The sequence below is a fragment of the Sulfitobacter sp. M22 genome (assembly GCF_021736025.1).
Lineage (GTDB): Bacteria > Pseudomonadota > Alphaproteobacteria > Rhodobacterales > Rhodobacteraceae > Sulfitobacter > Sulfitobacter litoralis.
Genome location: NZ_WMEC01000001.1, coordinates 2,026,543 through 2,042,714, shown reverse-complemented (window position 1 = coordinate 2,042,714; position 16,172 = coordinate 2,026,543). Strand labels below are relative to the sequence as shown.

General features: G+C 59.0%; 16 protein-coding genes. 3 read left to right on the top strand and 13 right to left on the bottom strand.

Annotated elements, in window-relative coordinates; translation table 11 throughout:
- Nucleotides 1-28: 28 nt before the first annotated feature.
- The 13 genes from lpdA to GLP52_RS09985 all read right to left on the bottom strand — a co-directional run bounded on the left by lpdA (nt 29) and on the right by GLP52_RS09985 (nt 13,283).
- The gene (gene lpdA / locus GLP52_RS10045) at nt 29-1,417 is read right to left on the bottom strand and encodes a dihydrolipoyl dehydrogenase (protein WP_237272313.1); all 1,389 of its coding nucleotides are present in this window, start codon (nt 1,415-1,417) and stop codon (nt 29-31) included.
- Between the two features lie 147 nt (nt 1,418-1,564).
- Nucleotides 1,565-1,960, bottom strand: coding sequence for an MAPEG family protein (locus GLP52_RS10040; RefSeq protein ID WP_093731366.1), 396 nt, complete (start codon nt 1,958-1,960; stop codon nt 1,565-1,567).
- A 12-nt stretch (nt 1,961-1,972) separates the two neighbouring features.
- Nucleotides 1,973-2,359: an MAPEG family protein gene (locus tag GLP52_RS10035; protein ID WP_093731365.1), complete on the bottom strand. Its 387-nt coding sequence runs from the start codon at nt 2,357-2,359 to the stop codon at nt 1,973-1,975.
- Between the two features lie 30 nt (nt 2,360-2,389).
- Nucleotides 2,390-3,919 (bottom strand): 2-oxoglutarate dehydrogenase complex dihydrolipoyllysine-residue succinyltransferase, encoded by a 1,530-nt coding sequence (gene odhB / locus GLP52_RS10030; RefSeq protein WP_237272312.1) that lies wholly within the window; start codon nt 3,917-3,919, stop codon nt 2,390-2,392.
- The gene (locus tag GLP52_RS10025) at nt 3,916-6,885 is read right to left on the bottom strand and encodes a 2-oxoglutarate dehydrogenase E1 component (protein WP_237272311.1); all 2,970 of its coding nucleotides are present in this window, start codon (nt 6,883-6,885) and stop codon (nt 3,916-3,918) included. The genes odhB and GLP52_RS10025 overlap by 4 nt, the downstream gene beginning before the upstream one ends.
- Nucleotides 6,886-6,961: 76 nt before the next feature.
- Complete coding sequence (gene sucD, locus GLP52_RS10020) at nt 6,962-7,849, bottom strand: succinate--CoA ligase subunit alpha (protein WP_093731362.1); 888 nt, start codon at nt 7,847-7,849, stop codon at nt 6,962-6,964.
- A gap of 43 nt (nt 7,850-7,892) precedes the next feature.
- Nucleotides 7,893-8,579: a hypothetical protein gene (locus tag GLP52_RS10015; RefSeq protein WP_093731361.1), complete on the bottom strand. Its 687-nt coding sequence runs from the start codon at nt 8,577-8,579 to the stop codon at nt 7,893-7,895.
- Nucleotides 8,576-9,109 carry a succinyl-CoA synthetase subunit beta gene (locus tag GLP52_RS10010; protein WP_093731360.1) on the bottom strand — a complete coding sequence of 178 codons (534 nt, stop codon included), beginning with the start codon at nt 9,107-9,109 and terminating at the stop codon, nt 8,576-8,578. Before GLP52_RS10010 ends, GLP52_RS10015 begins: the two co-directional genes overlap by 4 nt.
- Before the next feature lie 19 nt (nt 9,110-9,128).
- Entirely contained in the window at nt 9,129-10,322 is a 1,194-nt protein-coding gene (gene sucC / locus GLP52_RS10005; protein ID WP_093731359.1) for an ADP-forming succinate--CoA ligase subunit beta, read from the bottom strand.
- Nucleotides 10,323-10,603: 281 nt separating this feature from the next.
- A complete protein-coding gene (locus GLP52_RS10000; RefSeq protein WP_093731358.1) occupies nt 10,604-11,641 on the bottom strand; it encodes a MaoC family dehydratase in 1,038 nt (345 codons plus the stop codon).
- On the bottom strand, nt 11,641-11,844 hold the full coding sequence (locus GLP52_RS09995) for a DUF1737 domain-containing protein (protein ID WP_237272310.1): 204 nt from the start codon (nt 11,842-11,844) through the stop codon (nt 11,641-11,643). The genes GLP52_RS10000 and GLP52_RS09995 overlap by 1 nt, the downstream gene beginning before the upstream one ends.
- Before the next feature lie 18 nt (nt 11,845-11,862).
- A complete protein-coding gene (locus GLP52_RS09990; protein ID WP_237272309.1) occupies nt 11,863-12,420 on the bottom strand; it encodes an NnrU family protein in 558 nt (185 codons plus the stop codon).
- 5 nt (nt 12,421-12,425) lie between these two features.
- A complete protein-coding gene (locus GLP52_RS09985; protein ID WP_093731356.1) occupies nt 12,426-13,283 on the bottom strand; it encodes an HpcH/HpaI aldolase/citrate lyase family protein in 858 nt (285 codons plus the stop codon).
- 183 nt (nt 13,284-13,466) lie between these two features.
- Between GLP52_RS09985 and GLP52_RS09980 the strand changes: the two genes are divergently transcribed.
- The 3 genes from GLP52_RS09980 to mdh all read left to right on the top strand — a co-directional run bounded on the left by GLP52_RS09980 (nt 13,467) and on the right by mdh (nt 15,950).
- Nucleotides 13,467-13,634: a hypothetical protein gene (locus tag GLP52_RS09980; RefSeq protein ID WP_167354496.1), complete on the top strand. Its 168-nt coding sequence runs from the start codon at nt 13,467-13,469 to the stop codon at nt 13,632-13,634.
- A gap of 120 nt (nt 13,635-13,754) precedes the next feature.
- The gene (locus GLP52_RS09975; protein WP_237272308.1) at nt 13,755-14,798 is read left to right on the top strand and encodes a PRC-barrel domain-containing protein; all 1,044 of its coding nucleotides are present in this window, start codon (nt 13,755-13,757) and stop codon (nt 14,796-14,798) included.
- A gap of 189 nt (nt 14,799-14,987) precedes the next feature.
- Entirely contained in the window at nt 14,988-15,950 is a 963-nt protein-coding gene (mdh, locus tag GLP52_RS09970; RefSeq protein WP_093731354.1) for a malate dehydrogenase, read from the top strand.
- The last annotated feature ends 222 nt before the right edge of the window (nt 15,951-16,172 follow it).

The following is a 16,172-nucleotide window of genomic DNA, read 5'->3' as shown; positions in this document are numbered from 1 at the left end:
CTTTGTCGTTTCACGGCAGGCGGCTGCCTTACATGTGGATCGGACCGTCGCCGCAGGCCAGTGCGGCTTCACGGACTGCCTCGGAATAGGTCGGGTGCGCGTGGCAGGTCATCGCCAAATCTTCGGCAGAGGCCCCGAATTCCATCGCGACACAGACCTCGTGGATCAGATCGCCGGCGCCGGGGCCGATGATATGTGCGCCAAGGATACGGTCGGTTTCCTTGTCGGCGATCAGCTTGACGAAACCTTCGCCCGCAAAGACGGCCTTGGCACGGGCGTTGCCCATAAAGCTGAACTTGCCGACCTTGTAGGCGCGGCCTTCTTCTTTCAGCTGTTCTTCGGTGGCACCGACGTTGGCCACTTCGGGGTGGGTGTAGATCACGCCGGGGATCACGCCATAGTTCACGTGACCATGTTTGCCCGCCACGACCTCTGCGGCGGCCATGCCTTCGTCTTCGGCTTTGTGGGCCAGCATCGGGCCTTCGATGACGTCACCGATGGCGTAGATGCCTTTGACCGAGGTTTCCCACGTGTCATTCACCGCGATCTGGCCGCGTTTGGTCAGTTCGACGCCCAGACTTTCAAGGCCCAGCCCGTCGTGGAACGGCTTGCGGCCTGTCGATACCAGTACAACGTCGGCGTCCAGCGTGTGTTCGCTGTCATCCTTGCGCAGTTTGTAGGTCACTTTGGCTTTGGTTTTGCTCGCTTCGGTGCCCTGCACCGCTGCGCCCATGACAAAGTTGACGCCTTGCTTTTTCAGGATGCGCATGAAGTTCTTTTGGACTTCGCCGTCCATGCCGGGGGTGATCGCGTCAAGGTATTCAACGACGGTAACTTCGGTCCCGAGACGCGCGTAGACGGACCCAAGCTCGAGCCCGATCACGCCTGCGCCGATCACGACGAGCTTCTTTGGCACTTTGTTCAGTGACAGCGCACCGGTCGAGGTCACGACGACAGTCTCGTCGACCTCGACGCCGGGGAGGGAGGCAGGCTCGGAGCCCGTGGCGATGATGATGTTCTTGGCCTCGTGGACCTCGTCACCGACTTTGACCTTGCCGGCCTCGGGGATAGTGGCCCAGCCTTTGATCCAATCGATCTTGTTCTTCTTGAACAGGAACTCGATACCCTTGGTGTTGGTGTCGATCGTGTTCTGCTTGTAGGTCTGCATCTGCGCCCAGTCGACCGACGGGCTTTTGCCCTTGAGGCCCATGTCGGCAAAGTTATGTTCGGCTTCGTGCAGCATATGGGTGGCATGCAGCAGCGCCTTGGAAGGGATACAGCCGACGTTCAGGCACGTGCCGCCCAACGTCTCGCGCCCTTCGACACAGGCGGTTTTGAGGCCCAGTTGGGCACAGCGGATCGCGGACACATAGCCGCCGGGGCCGGAGCCGATGATGATGACATCGTAGCTGGACATGGAAGGTCTCCTTGGTGGTCGGGAATGGGGGTAGATAAGATCGTGTGGTGTTAAGGCATAGATGGGCGGGGTGTGATGCGGCCAAGGCTAGGGGGCGCTGCCCCCGTGCGCAAGCGCACGCCCCCGGGATCTAAGCCAATTGGAAGATCAAAAGAGCGCGGCCAGCAGCATCAGCACTGTCGCGCCAAGGCCGACTGCCCAGATCAGCGAGCGTCCGGGGCGCAGGCCAAATGCATAGGCCGGCACGTAAGCGACGCGGGCCGCAAGGAAGACCCACGCGAGGATTGCGGTGTAGGTCGTGTTTTGGCCAGACAGGTGCAGCACCACGACGGCGACCGCGAAAAGCGCCAACGCTTCGAACATATTGTTGAACGCGCGGCCCAGACGGGCGGTGCTGTCGGACAGCGCCTTTGATGGTTCACGGTCGCGCGCGGACATGGTGTAGCCGGGGCCAAGCTCGCGGTTGGCGGGGATCGCATAGGCGACAAAGGTCACGACCTGAAGCAGCGCCGCGAGAGTCAGAACAGTGAGTTCGGGTGTCATAGTGGCGTTCCGCTATAGAGCGAGGAAATAGAGAATGGCGGTGGCCGCAAAGCCTGCCAGCCAAGCGAGGGTACGGATTGCCGGCACGCCGAGGGCATAGACCGGCAGGTAGATGATCCGCGCAAGCAAGAAGACCTGCGCCGCCAGCAAAGACGTTGCATTCGTCCGGTCCAGCAGTTCAAGCATCAGGATCGCGGGCGCGAAAAGGGCGAGCGCCACGACGGAGTTGTCGAGCGCGCGTTTCACCCGGGCCGTCATACCGGTCATCGACCGGTCTTCGTCGCGCGACGAGATCAGATAGCCCAAGCTGAGTTGTTGCACACCGCCCAGAACCTGAAGCAAGATTGTCAGCATAACGAGCAGGCCGTAGGCGGCAAGGATCGTGGTCTCTGTCATCATATGTCCTTTCTGGGCGGTGGAATGCGTGGATTACAGGTCCATCAGCAGGCGGCGTGGGTCTTCGAGCGCTTCTTTGACGCGCACAAGGAAGGTTACAGCACCTTTGCCGTCAACGATACGGTGGTCATAGCTCAGCGCCAGATACATCATCGGACGGATCACAACCTGACCATTGATCGCCATGGGGCGGTCCTGGATCTTGTGCATCCCCAAGATACCCGACTGTGGCGGGTTCAGGATGGGTGACGACATCAGCGAGCCGTAGACCCCGCCGTTGGAGATGGTGAACGTGCCGCCCTGCATGTCGGCCATCGACAGTTTGCCGTCGCGGGCCTTGGACCCCAGTTCACCAATTTCCTTTTCGATGTCGGCAAAGGACATTGCTTGCGCGTCCTTGACCACAGGCACCACCAGACCGGTTGGTGTCCCTGCCGCGATGCCCATATTGACGTAGTTTTTGTAAACCACATCGGTGCCGTCGATTTCGGCGTTCACTTCGGGGACTTCGTTCAGGGCGTGGATACAGGCCTTGGTGAAGAAGGACATGAAGCCGAGTTTCACGCCGTGCTTTTTCAAGAACAGGTCTTTGTATTCGTTCCGCAGGGCCATGATCTCTGTCATGTCGACCTCGTTGTAGGTCGTCAGCATCGCGGCGGTGTTCTGGCTTTCTTTCAGACGCTTCGCGATGGTCTGGCGCAGACGGGTCATCTTGACGCGCTCCTCGCGGGAGGCGTCTTGGGGGGCGGAGGGCGCGCGTGGCGCGGCTGCTGCGGGTTTTGCCGCGTTGTTCCCCGCGGCGACGGCCTTGGCCACGTCTTCCTTCATCACACGTCCGTCGCGGCCTGTGCCGGTGACCTGATCACGGCTGATGCCGGCTTCGGCCATGGCTTTCTTGGCGGAAGGCGCGTCTTCGACATCGCCCGAGGGCGCGTTGCCGGGGGCGGGAACCTGCCCGCCCGCTTTGGGTTCAGCGGTATCGTCGGCGGGCTTGCTTGCGCTGCTGCCTTCGCCTTGGCTGATCACCGCAAGCTTGCCGTTTGCTTCGACGGTGCTGCCTTCTTCGGCGATGATCTGGGTCAAGGTGCCAGAGGCCGGCGCAGGGACTTCGACGCTGACTTTGTCGGTTTCCAGCTCGCACAGCATTTCGTCTGCTTCGACGTGATCGCCGACGTTTTTGAACCAAGTGCTTACGGTTGCCTCGGAGACGGATTCGCCAAGCGTGGGGACCATCACATCGACATCATCCGCGGCATCGCGGGGTTTGACGTCTTCGGCACCGGCATCGACGGATTTCGGCGCGTCATTCTTGACCGGTGCGGCGTCCCCTTCGGAGATATTGGCCAGCAGCGCATCAACGCCAACGGTTTCGCCTTCGGCAGCAACGATATCGGCCAGAGTGCCCGCCACGGGAGAGGGCACTTCGACGGTGACCTTATCCGTCTCGAGCTCGCAGAGCATTTCGTCAACTGCGACGCTATCGCCCGGCTTTTTGAACCATGTCGCCACGGTCGCTTCGGTCACGGATTCACCCAGAGTAGGGACGCGTACTTCGCTTGTCATGGTTGTTTTCCTTCGATGGTCAGCGCATCGTCAACGAGGGCTGCTTGTTGTGCTTTGTGTTGGGAGGCAAGGCCGGTTGCAGGCGAGGCCGAGGTGGCGCGGCCGACATAGGTCGGACGGGTGTGGGTGGCGTCAATGCGGCCCAGAACCCATTCGATGTTGGGTTCGATAAAGGTCCAGGCCCCTTGGTTCTTGGGCTCTTCCTGACACCATACCATTTCCGCATTCTTAAAGCGTTCTAGCTCTTTTACCGCGGATTGTGCCGGGAACGGGTAGAATTGTTCAAAACGCAGAAGGTAGATGTCGTTGATGCCACGCGCGTCGCGTTCTTCCAGCAGGTCGTAATAGACCTTGCCCGAACACATGACGACGCGCTTAATCTTGTCGTCTGCGGCCAGCGTCGTGTCCGAATTGCCCTGTTGTGCATCGTCCCACAGCACGCGGTGGAACGAGGAACCGGTGGTGAATTCCTCGGCCTTGCTGACAGCCAGTTTGTGGCGCAGTAGCGATTTCGGCGTCATCAGCATCAGCGGCTTGCGGTAGCTGCGGTGCAACTGGCGGCGCAGCAGGTGGAAGTAGTTCGCAGGCGTGGTGCAGTTCGCCACGATCCAGTTATCGCCGCCACACATGGTCAGGAACCGTTCCAGACGGGCAGAAGAGTGTTCGGGCCCCTGGCCTTCGTAGCCGTGCGGCATCAGGCAAACGAGGCCGGACATGCGCAGCCATTTGCTTTCGCCCGAGCTGATGAACTGGTCGAACATGATCTGCGCGCCGTTGGCAAAATCGCCGAACTGCGCTTCCCACAGGGTCAGCGCGTTGGGCTCAGCCAGCGAGTAGCCGTATTCAAAGCCCAATACCGCGTATTCCGACAGCATGGAGTCGATGACTTCGTATTCTGCCTGACCTTCGCGGATGTGGTTCAGCGGGTAATAGCGGTCTTCGTTTTCCTGATTGATCAGGGCCGAGTGACGCTGAGAGAACGTGCCACGGGCGGAGTCCTGTCCGGACAGACGCACCTTGTACCCTTCGGTCAACAAGGACCCAAAGGCCAGCGCCTCGGCAGTCGCCCAGTCAAAGCCTTTGCCGGACTTGAACATCTCGGCTTTGGCGTCCAGCAGGCGCGCGACAGTTTTGTGCAGCGGGAACCCGTCGGGCGCGGTGGACAGCGCCTTGCCGACATCGGTCATGGTTTCGGGCGCGATGGCTGTCTTGCCGCGCTGATATTTCTTTTCTTTCGCCTTATCGAGGTGCGACCACTTGCCATCCAGCCAGTCGGCCTTGTTGGGGCGGTATTCTTTGCCGGCCTCGAATTCGGTGTTCATCTTTTCTTGGAAGGCGGCCTTCATATCCTCGATCTCGCCCTCGGGGATCAGGCCGTCCTTGACCAGCCGCTCGGTATAGAGCGTCAGCGTGGTCTTTTGCTTCTTGATCTTCTTGTACATCACCGGGTTGGTGAACATCGGCTCGTCGCCTTCGTTGTGACCAAAGCGGCGGTAGCAGATCAGGTCGATAACCACGTCTTTCTTGAACTTCTGGCGGAATTCCGTCGCCACGCGGGCCGCGTGCACGACCGCTTCGGGATCGTCGCCGTTGACGTGGAAAATCGGTGCCTCGACCACCAGAGCGTTGTCGGTGGGGTAGGGGCTGGAGCGACTGAAATGCGGCGCGGTGGTAAAGCCGATCTGGTTGTTCACCACGATATGCATGGTCCCGCCGGTGCGGTGACCGCGCAGACCCGACAGCGCGAAACATTCGGCGACAACACCCTGACCGGCAAACGCGGCATCGCCGTGCAGCAATATGGGAAGAACGGAGGTGCGTTCCTTGTCGTTCAACTGGTCCTGCTTGGCGCGAACCTTGCCCAGAACAACGGGGTTCACGGCCTCAAGGTGCGAAGGGTTGGCGGTCAACGACAGGTGGACAGTGTTGCCGTCGAATTCACGGTCAGAAGACGCGCCAAGGTGATATTTCACATCGCCGGACCCGTCGACATCATCGGGTTTAAAGCTGCCACCCTGAAATTCGTTAAAGATCGCGCGATAGGGTTTCTGCATGACGTTTGCCAGCACGGACAGACGGCCGCGGTGCGGCATACCGATGACAACGTCCTGAATGCCCAGCTGACCACCGCGCTTGATGATCTGTTCCATCGCGGGGATCAGGCTTTCGCCCCCATCAAGGCCAAAGCGCTTGGTACCCATGTACTTGACGTGCAGGAATTTCTCGAAGCCTTCGGCCTCTACCAGCTTGTTCAGGATGGCTTTTCGGCCATTACGGGTGAACTGGATTTCCTTGCCGTAGCCCTCGATCCGCTCTTTCAGCCACGCGGCCTGTTCGGGATCAGAGATGTGCATGTATTGCAGCGCGAAGGTGCCGCAGTAGGTGCTTTTGACGATATCGACGATCTGTTTCATCGTCGCGATCTCAAGGCCAAGCACGTTGTCGATAAAGATCGGGCGATCCATGTCCTTGGGCCCGAAGCCATAGGCGGCCGGGTCCAGTTCAGGGTGGGTGTCGCTGTCGCGCATGCCAAGCGGATCAAGGTCTGCGGCCAAGTGGCCACGGATACGGTAGGCGCGGATCAGCATCAACGCGCGGATACTGTCGAGCACGGCACGTTGCACCTGCGCATCAGACAGTTCGATCCCCTTGGAAGACGCTTTTTCAGTAATCTTCTGACCGGCAGCTTTTGCTTCGGTCGGGACGGGCCATTGACCGGTCAGCGCCGCTGTCAGGTCGTCTTGTGGCATGGGCGGCCAGTCGCTGCGTGCCCAGGACGGGCCAGCGGCCTCGGCCTTCACGTCGGCGTGGTCGTCATCCATCGCTTCGAAGAATGCCTGCCATGCGCCATCAACCGCATTGGGGTCGTCTGCATAGCGGGCATACATTGCCTCTAGGTATTCGCCGTTCTGCCCCTCAAGAAAGGAGGTATCGTGGAACTGGTCGTTTTTCGGTTGGTCTGTCATGGCGATACCTCTGATGAGAGCGCGACGTTTAAGTAAGAGCGGTGGGGCCTGAAAGGTCAGGCCCCACCATCTGGCATTAGCCGTTGTTGATGGCTTCCTGAACGGCTTCGCCCAAAGTTGCGGGGCTGTCCGCAACGACGATGCCTGCTTCTTTCATAGCTGCGATCTTGGATTCCGCGTCACCTTTGCCGCCTGCGACGATCGCACCGGCGTGGCCCATGCGGCGGCCGGGAGGGGCTGTACGGCCCGCGATGAAACCGGCTGTTGGCTTCCAACGGCCTTTTTTCTTTTCGTCGGCCAGGAACTGTGCCGCTTCTTCTTCGGCGGACCCGCCGATTTCACCGATCATGATGATCGACTGTGTCTCTGGATCGGCCAGGAACATCTCGAGGATATCGATATGCTCGGACCCTTTGATGGGGTCGCCGCCGATACCAACCGCAGTGGATTGGCCGAGGCCAAGATCGGATGTCTGTTTCACAGCTTCGTACGTAAGCGTGCCCGAGCGCGAGACAACCCCGACGGTGCCGCGCTTGTGGATGTGGCCGGGCATGATGCCGATTTTGCAGGCGTCAGGCGTGATCACGCCGGGGCAGTTTGGCCCGATGAGGCGCGACTTGGACCCTTCGAGCGCGCGCTTGACGCGCATCATGTCCAGAACCGGGATGCCTTCGGTGATGCAGATGATCAGTTCCATCTCGGCGTCGATCGCCTCGAGGATCGAATCTGCTGCGAAGGGAGGCGGTACGTAGATCACGGTCGCGTTGGCTTCGGTGACGTGGCGGGCTTCGTGGACAGAGTTGAACACGGGCAGGTCAAGGTGGGTCTGGCCGCCTTTGCCGGGGGTCACACCGCCGACCATTTTGGTACCATAGGCGATGGCCTGTTCGGTGTGGAACGTGCCCTGCGAGCCGGTGAGGCCCTGACAGATCACTTTGGTGTTTTCGTTTACGAGTACGGCCATGTTATGTGCTTTCTTCTCAAGTTCAATTCAGGTGGCGCCGGTCTCAGGGCGCGGTGGAAGGGGCCGCCGCCGCAATGCGCGGCAGTCGGTATGTCAGATAAATCGCAACGGCGAACATCAGCGGGATGCCCAGTTCGCCGACTTCCTCGATGACGTAGGCAAGGTCGATCTGTTCGCGGCCGAGCGTGATGCCAAAGGGTTCCAGCTTGCGGGCCAGCCCGTCGGTCAGCTTGTAGACGACGATGAACAGCAGGCCGATCAGGACGGCCAGCTGCGGTGCCGCGCCTTTTACGACCCCACGGATGAAGCCCCGCGTTTTGCGACGCAACAGGATCAGACCCGCCACGATAATTGTCAGCAGGATGATGCCGGCAATGCCCTTTTCCATCAGGCTGACGCCATCGCTGGAAAATTGCCGCGCTTTCAGCAGGCCTTCGGTGAACGGCTTTTTGTCGAGGTCCAGCTCGCGGGCTGCGAACAGGGCCATGAACACCGCAAAGTACCACCGACGTGCAACAGATGCCTTTGGCCACAGCGCGAACATCATCAAGATGCACAGGCCATAGCCGACCACAGACAGCGTCTCGAACGGGCCGCCTTCGGCCAGCAGGGAGCCCTGCATTGGCAAGGGCAGCTGCGCGACAACCGCCATCATTGCGAAAACCAGAAGGGTCATCCCAAGGACGATGGTTTTCCCACCCAAGACGGTGTTTTGCGGGGTTGCAGTCATTGGTTCGCCTCGTTCAGCGGGATCAAACGTTCGACCCGTGCAAAGGTTTCGACGCCTTGTGCCCCGTCACGAACCCCCGATTGTACCACAGCGATGCGGTTGGGGTTCAACATGACGGCGGCGCGATAGGTGGCCCCCGTTGTAGTGGGGAACCCTGCGGGGACATCTACCAGATCAATCAGCTGTTCTTGAGCCAATCCGGTAATGATCCCTTGTTGCGCAATTTGCGGTTCAGCCCCGTCAAAGGACACTTCGCAGCGACGGTCCGTGCCCGCCGTTGCAGCCGCGCCCGTCACCGGAGACTGAGGTGCCGAGGTAAAGGGACGCAGGTCATAGAAATCGACCCGTGCCCCCGCCGTACCAAGCTGTGCCTGCGCCGACTGTGCCGTCAGTCGCGGGCTGAAACAATGGTCTGCAAAGGATTGGGCGATGTCCGCCGCGCGGGTCGTCTGTGCCATAGCGTTACTGGCCGCCCCGAAAGGGACAGCCAGCGCGGCAATGGAAAAACAAAAGGCGAGACGATGCATCATCCAAGCTTTCCAGCCAGTTTTAGCCTTTGACCGCTTTCACGATCTTCTGCGCGCCATCTTTCAGGTTGTCCGCAGCGATCACGTCCAGGCCGGAGTTGTTGATGATGGCTTTGCCTTCTTCAACGTTCGTGCCTTCCAGACGGACAACCAGCGGAACCTTCAGACCGACTTCTTTCACGGCTGCAACTACGCCTTCGGCGATGACGTCACAGCGCATGATGCCGCCGAAGATGTTGACCAGAATACCTTTGACCTGCGGGTCGGAGGTGATGATCTTGAACGCTTCGGTCACTTTCTCTTTGGTCGCACCGCCACCAACATCAAGGAAGTTCGCGGGCTCGGCACCGTAAAGCTTGATGATGTCCATTGTGGCCATCGCCAGACCGGCACCGTTCACCATGCAGCCGATTTCACCGTCCAGAGCGATGTAGTTCAGGTCGTACTTGGACGCCTCGAGCTCTTTGGGATCTTCTTCGGTGGTGTCGCGCAGGTCGGCAATATCGCCGTGGCGATACATTGCGTTGCCGTCAAAGCTGACTTTGGCGTCCAGCACTTTCAGGTCGCCGCCGTCGGTGACGATCAGCGGGTTGATTTCAAGCATCTCCATGTCTTTTTCAACGAAGGCTTTGAACAGCTGGCCCATCAGGGTGACGCACTGTTTGACCTGCTTGCCTTCAAGCCCAAGGGCGAAAGCAACGCGACGGCCGTGGTAGGGTTGGAAGCCCGCGGCTGGGTCTACAGAAAAGCTGATGATTTTTTCAGGAGTAGATTCGGCCACTTCTTCGATGTCCATGCCGCCCTCGGTGGAGCAGACGAACCCGATGCGCGACGTCTGGCGATCCACCAGCAGCGCGAGGTACAATTCGGTTTCGATGCCCGAACCGTCTTCGATGTAGATGCGGTTGACCTGTTTGCCCGCTGGGCCGGTCTGGTGCGTGACCAAGGTACGGCCCAGCATTTTCTTGGCTTCTTCGGCGGCTTCTTCAACCGATTTGGTCAGGCGTACACCGCCTTTGTCGCCAGCGTCGGCTTCTTTGAAAGAACCCTTGCCGCGGCCACCTGCGTGGATCTGTGCCTTGACGACCCAAAGAGGTCCGTCCATCTCGCCGGCGGCGGTTTTCGCATCTTCGGCTTTCAGCACGACCCGGCCTTCGGATACTGGCGCGCCGTAGCTACGCAAAAGGGCTTTTGCCTGATATTCATGGATGTTCATAAAAAACGGTCCCGTCTTTGTTCCAGTCTAATCGCGGTATACGATTGAGTCTTGATACTCGGTAAACAGTTTTTCGGAGAAATACAGGGTTATCCAGAGAAAAGCGACATTTGTGATCACACGAATTTGGCGTGTGATCACAAAATAGCGCTAACGGTGGAAAATCTGCGGAATGTTGCCGACGCAGCGGCTGTCGCGCTCGGAAACCCCAAGTTTTAAGGGCCGAACGCGACATATAGTTGTCTATTTTGCGACCGATCAGGTGTCGTCAAGGGGGAGTTTTACTTGGGAATCAGTGCCCAGTAATCGAGGTCAAGCAAGACATCGGGCAGATATTTGCCGTCTTCGCCCTTCAGCTTGAACGGCTCCCCGCCTTTGGTGGCGACCAAGCGCAAGCGCAGCGCGCCGACACCAGGTTTGTCGGTATCGGCTTTGTCCAGAACCTCGGTCCAAGCCCGGATGGTGTCGCCGGACAGGCAGGGGTTTGCGTGCGCCCCGCCGTTCAGCCCGACGATCATCTGCGCATTGGCCAGCCCGTTGAACGACAACGCACGGGCCATCGAGATCACGTGCCCGCCATAAATCAGTCGCGACCCGTCAGGGCGGGCGGAGGTGTCAAAGTGCACTTTTGCCGTGTTCTGCCACAGGCGGGTGGCCATCATATGCTCCGCCTCTTCGACGGTGACGCCATCCACGTGGTCGATCATCTCGCCCACGGAATAATCGCCCCAGCGATGCGCCTCGCCCGCGAGGGTAAAGTCATAATTGCTGAAATCGAGCGTTTCGGGGATCGACAGATCGTCAACCGTCAGCGCCTTGGGCAGATCGGGCACGACAGTTTCGGGTGCGAGGGCATCGACATCGCGTTTGCGCACCATCACCCAGCGGACATACTCCAGCACTTTGGTGTCGTTCTGGTTGAAGCCGGTGGTGCGTACATAGACAACGCCGGTTTTCCCGTTCGAGTTTTGCTTGAGCCCGATCACCTCGGATTCAGACCGCAGCGTATCGCCGGGCCAGACCGGTGCCAGCCAGCGTCCCTGCGCGTAGCCAAGGTTGGCCACGGCGTTCAGCGATACATCCGGCACGGTTTTGCCGAACACGATGTGAAAGGTAATCATATCGTCCAGCGGGCTGGCAGGCAGGCCGCAGCTTTGCGCGAATTGATCGGAGGAATAGAGCGCATGACGTGCGGGATACAGCGCGTGGTACAGCGCGCGTTCACCATCCTTGACGGTGCGCGGCACAGCATGATGCAGCGTCTCGCCTACTTTATAGTCCTCGAAGAAACGGCCCTTGTTGGTCTTTGCCTGTGCCATCAATGCGCCCCCAGCTTGGTGTCGGGCGTATAGGTGCCTTCGACTTCCTTGGTCACGGCTTGACCGCAGCGCATGACATTTGTCTTGGCATCCCATGTTTGTGTGGGCGTGCCGTAAAGCTCCCACCCCTTGTTCAGCGCGTCGGTGACCTTGTGGCAAAAGGCGGAAGTGTCCTCTTCGGACAGGAAACGATAGAGTTTCATGGGGGTTCTTTCAGTAACTCAGGAAAAGGGAGAGACGCCAAGCAGGGTATGGATCGCGGTCACAACGACCAGCATCACCAGCGTGATCACCGCAAGGCGGATATAGGTGGCCTTGCCCGCGGGGGCAGGGGGTGTCCAGTTGGGTTCGGCGCGGTTGATCAGGATCACGGAACCGACCGCCCAAGCCAGCATAGAGCCGAACAGCAGAATAGAGGCGAGATCACCGTTCACCAGCAAATGCGCGACCGCCCATATTTTAACGGCCATCAGCTGCGGGTGGCGGGTTTTATAGGCGGGCCAAGCCTTGGCCCCTTTGGCTGCACTGGACCCGTAGACCCAGAATGCCAGCACCATCAGCAGGTTGTTCAGATGCGTCAGGAAGGGCGGGGGCGTCCAGACGGGGATAAACTCGGCCCCGCGGTATCCGATAATGATCATGACCAGCGCCGCCACGATGGCGACGGCGATGATGCCTTTGCCCTTTTTGCCCATGGCGGCGCGTTGGTCCGGCATAAAGCGACGGGAATAATGGGCACCGACCCATAAGATCAGACCAAGGATCAAAAGTGCCATCATCAGGTTTACTCCGTTTGCAGGGCCGCGATTGCGTCCAGCTTTGCCAATGTTTCGCGTGCGGTGGCGACATGCAGGTTTTCGACGATGCGCCCGTCCACAACGGCCACACCCTGACCTGTCGCCTGCATTTCGTCAAACGCTGCGATCTGGCGGCGGGCCAGATCGGCTTCGGCCTCGGAGGGGGAGAATGCCTCGTTCGCGACGTCCAGCTGCGCGGGGTGGATCAAGGTTTTGCCGTCAAAGCCCATGTCGCGGCCTTGGTCACATTCAACGCGGTGGCCTTCGTCATCCTTGAACGCATTATAAACGCCATCGACAATCGCGATGCCGTTGGCCTTGGCTGCCAGTACGCATAGGCCAAGCCCGGTCATCAGGGGCAGGCGGTCGGCGCGCACGCGGGTTTGCAGGTCTTTGTTCAGATCGTTAGTGCCCATTACCATGCATTGCAGCTTGGGATGCGCGCCAATCGCGGCGGCGTTCAGCATGGCACCGGGGGTCTCCATCATCGCCCAAAGCGGGATGTCGCCCGTGATCTCGGCCAAAGCGTCGAGATCGGCGGGGCTGCCGACTTTGGGCAGCAAAATGGCGTCGCAGTCCATTTTTGCCGCGGCGCGGGCATCGTCGGCACCCCATTCGGTGTCCAGCCCGTTAATGCGGATCACCTTATACCGGCTGCCATAGCCGCCGTCTTTCAGCGCCGTGGCAAGCGTTTCCCGTGCTGCGGTTTTCTCTTCCGGGATCACAGCGTCTTCGAGGTCAAAGATAATCGCATCGGCCGGCAGTCCGCGGGCTTTGTCTAACGCGCGGTCCTTGGAGCCGGGGATATATAAAACGGAACGCAGGGGGCGGGTGATTTTCGACATTTGCGACTCTCCAAGAAATAATGTTGCGTGCAGGTCTGCATTTTTAGACGAAAACCTCAAGCGTAAACGCGCCGCAGCGCAGCGTCAGATAGTTTGCGGCTTTAACGCGGCCTTCAGGTTTTGCTGCCAGAAGGAAAGGCGTCTTGGGGCGTGTGTAAGTGTAAGAGGTGTGGAATGGTGAAGATGTTTAACCTGATCGGGCTGGCGACTGCCGCGGCGGCGGTGGTCGCACTGACGCAGGATGTCGCGGCGGGCACGCGAACCGCAGGTTGTGACTGGAGCCACGAGGTTTCTGCACAAATTTCGCACCCGCCGCAGGATCAACAAACTAAGGAGGCAGGACCTATTTGATATGTCATAGAATATAAAAGCGGCGAAAAAAGATGCAGATCGCCGGAACGCAATCGCCACATCATCGTTGATATCACAACCGAGTGATTATCACCCGGAACTTCTAAAGGAGTATCAACAATGAAACGTATTCTTGGCACAACCGCAATCATCCTGAGCTTGACTGGTCCCGCATTTGCAGATGCACATGCAGCTGGTTTTGGTACCGTGACAGCGCAAGAAACTGACTTCTTCGCGTCCGACCTGATCGGCATGCGTATCTACAATTCCGAGACAGAAGTTGAAGCAAATTCCACCATCGCCGCTGACGGCGAAAAGGAATGGGACGACATCGGCGAAATCAACGACGTCCTGCTAGATTCCGAAGGCAACGTTAAGGCCGTTATCCTCGGCATTGGCGGTTTCCTCGGCATGGGTGAGCGTGACGTAAGCGTCAACATGGACGAGATTCGCATCGTGACCGAAGAAGGTGACAGCGACGACCGTTTCCTCGTGGTGAACACAAGCAAAGAGATGCTTGAAAAAGCCCCAGCGTTCGAGCGTATGGACGACGAAGCTGACATGGAAACCGAAGCAAACATGGACGCCAACGCCGACATGAACGCTGACACAGACATGGCAGCGACCGACATGAACGCCGAAGCTGAGGTCGACACAGAGACCGAAATGGAAGCGGACGCAGAAGCAATGGAAGCGGATGCCGAAGCACTGGCAAACGAAGCTGAAATGGAAGCCGAAGAAGCAGCGGCTGAAACAGAGCAGGCCGTTGATGAAGCGACCACGGAAATGACCGAAGAAGCCAATGAAGTCGAAAGCGACATGGAACGCCCCATGCTGACAGCCCCAGCGGTTGAGCGTGAAGGCTATGCCAACGCCACAACTGACGAAGTTGCCGCGCTGACCGCAGAAGACCTGGAAGGGTCCTATGTTTACGGTGCCAACGACGAAACAGTCGGTGAAATCGGTGCCCTTGTCATGGGTGACGACGGCGAAGTCGGCCAAGTTGTGATCAACGTCGGTGGTTTCCTGGGCATTGGCGAAAAGCCAGTTGCCGTAACTTGGGACGAACTGCAGATCATGAAGAACGCTGAAGGCGACGACTTCCGCATCTACATCGACAGCAGCGAAGAAGCGCTGGAAGCACAGCCCGAATACCAAGGCTAAGCTTAACGCTAAGTCAAATTCGGCAATAGCTTGCTGAAAAGCTGACCAAGACGGGATCGTTTCGAAAGAAACGGTCCCGTTTTTTATGGCTCTGCGCGGTGTGACGTGACGCCGGACCAAGCGCAACTTGCACGGTCCGCCGCATTTCGGTATCCCGAAGCGAAATGTAACCCTGTCGGAGTATACCACATGGCCAGACCCAAGATCGCGCTTATCGGCGCAGGGCAAATCGGGGGCACGCTTGCCCACCTCGCAGCAATCAAAGAACTGGGCGACGTTGTCCTGTTCGACATCGCCGAAGGCATCCCACAGGGTAAAGCCCTCGATATCGCAGAATCAGGCCCCTCCGCCAAATTCGACGCGACGATGACCGGCGCGAACGACTATTCCGAAATCGCTGGCGCAGACGTTTGCATCGTGACTGCCGGTGTTGCGCGTAAGCCCGGCATGAGCCGTGATGACCTGCTGGGAATCAACCTGAAGGTCATGAAATCCGTTGGCGAAGGCATCGCTGCCCACGCGCCAGACGCATTCGTTATCTGCATCACCAACCCACTGGACGCTATGGTTTGGGCGCTGCGCGAATTCTCCGGTCTGCCGCACCACAAGGTATGTGGCATGGCTGGCGTTCTTGATTCGGCGCGCTTCCGTCACTTCCTCGCGTCGGAATTCAATGTGTCCATGAAAGACGTAACAGCCTTCGTTCTGGGCGGCCACGGCGACACCATGGTACCGCTGACGCGCTATTCCACCGTTGCGGGTATCCCATTGCCTGATCTGGTGAAGATGGGCTGGACCACACAGGACAAACTGGACGCGATCGTTCAGCGGACCCGTGATGGCGGTGCCGAAATCGTTGGTCTGCTGAAGACCGGTTCGGCGTTCTACGCGCCTGCGACGTCGGCAATCGAAATGGCCGAAGCCTATCTGAAAGACCAAAAGCGCGTTCTGCCCTGTGCCGCCTATGTTGACGGTGCTTACGGTCTGGACGGTTTCTATGTCGGCGTGCCCACCGTGATCGGTGCCGGCGGCGTAGAGCGTGTTGTCGAGATTTCGATGAACAAAGACGAGCAGACGATGTTCGACAACTCTGTCAACGCCGTCAAAGGTCTGGTCGATGCGTGCAAAGGCATCGATGAATCGCTGAAGTAATACGACCAGGCGCAGCGGGTGGGGGCCTAATATCCTCCAGTACCACCCGCTGCGTCCGTTTTTCGATGACAGAGCCGCCGGGACCACCGGTGCCCGAATTGCTCTGCCACGCGGCGTAGATGCCGCTGTTGACCCAACCGCTTCTCAGAGTTTCCGGATCATTTGCTGGCATTCAGCCCGGCGATATTCGCGGCCTTCCGGATTTGTGATCACACTTTCAAA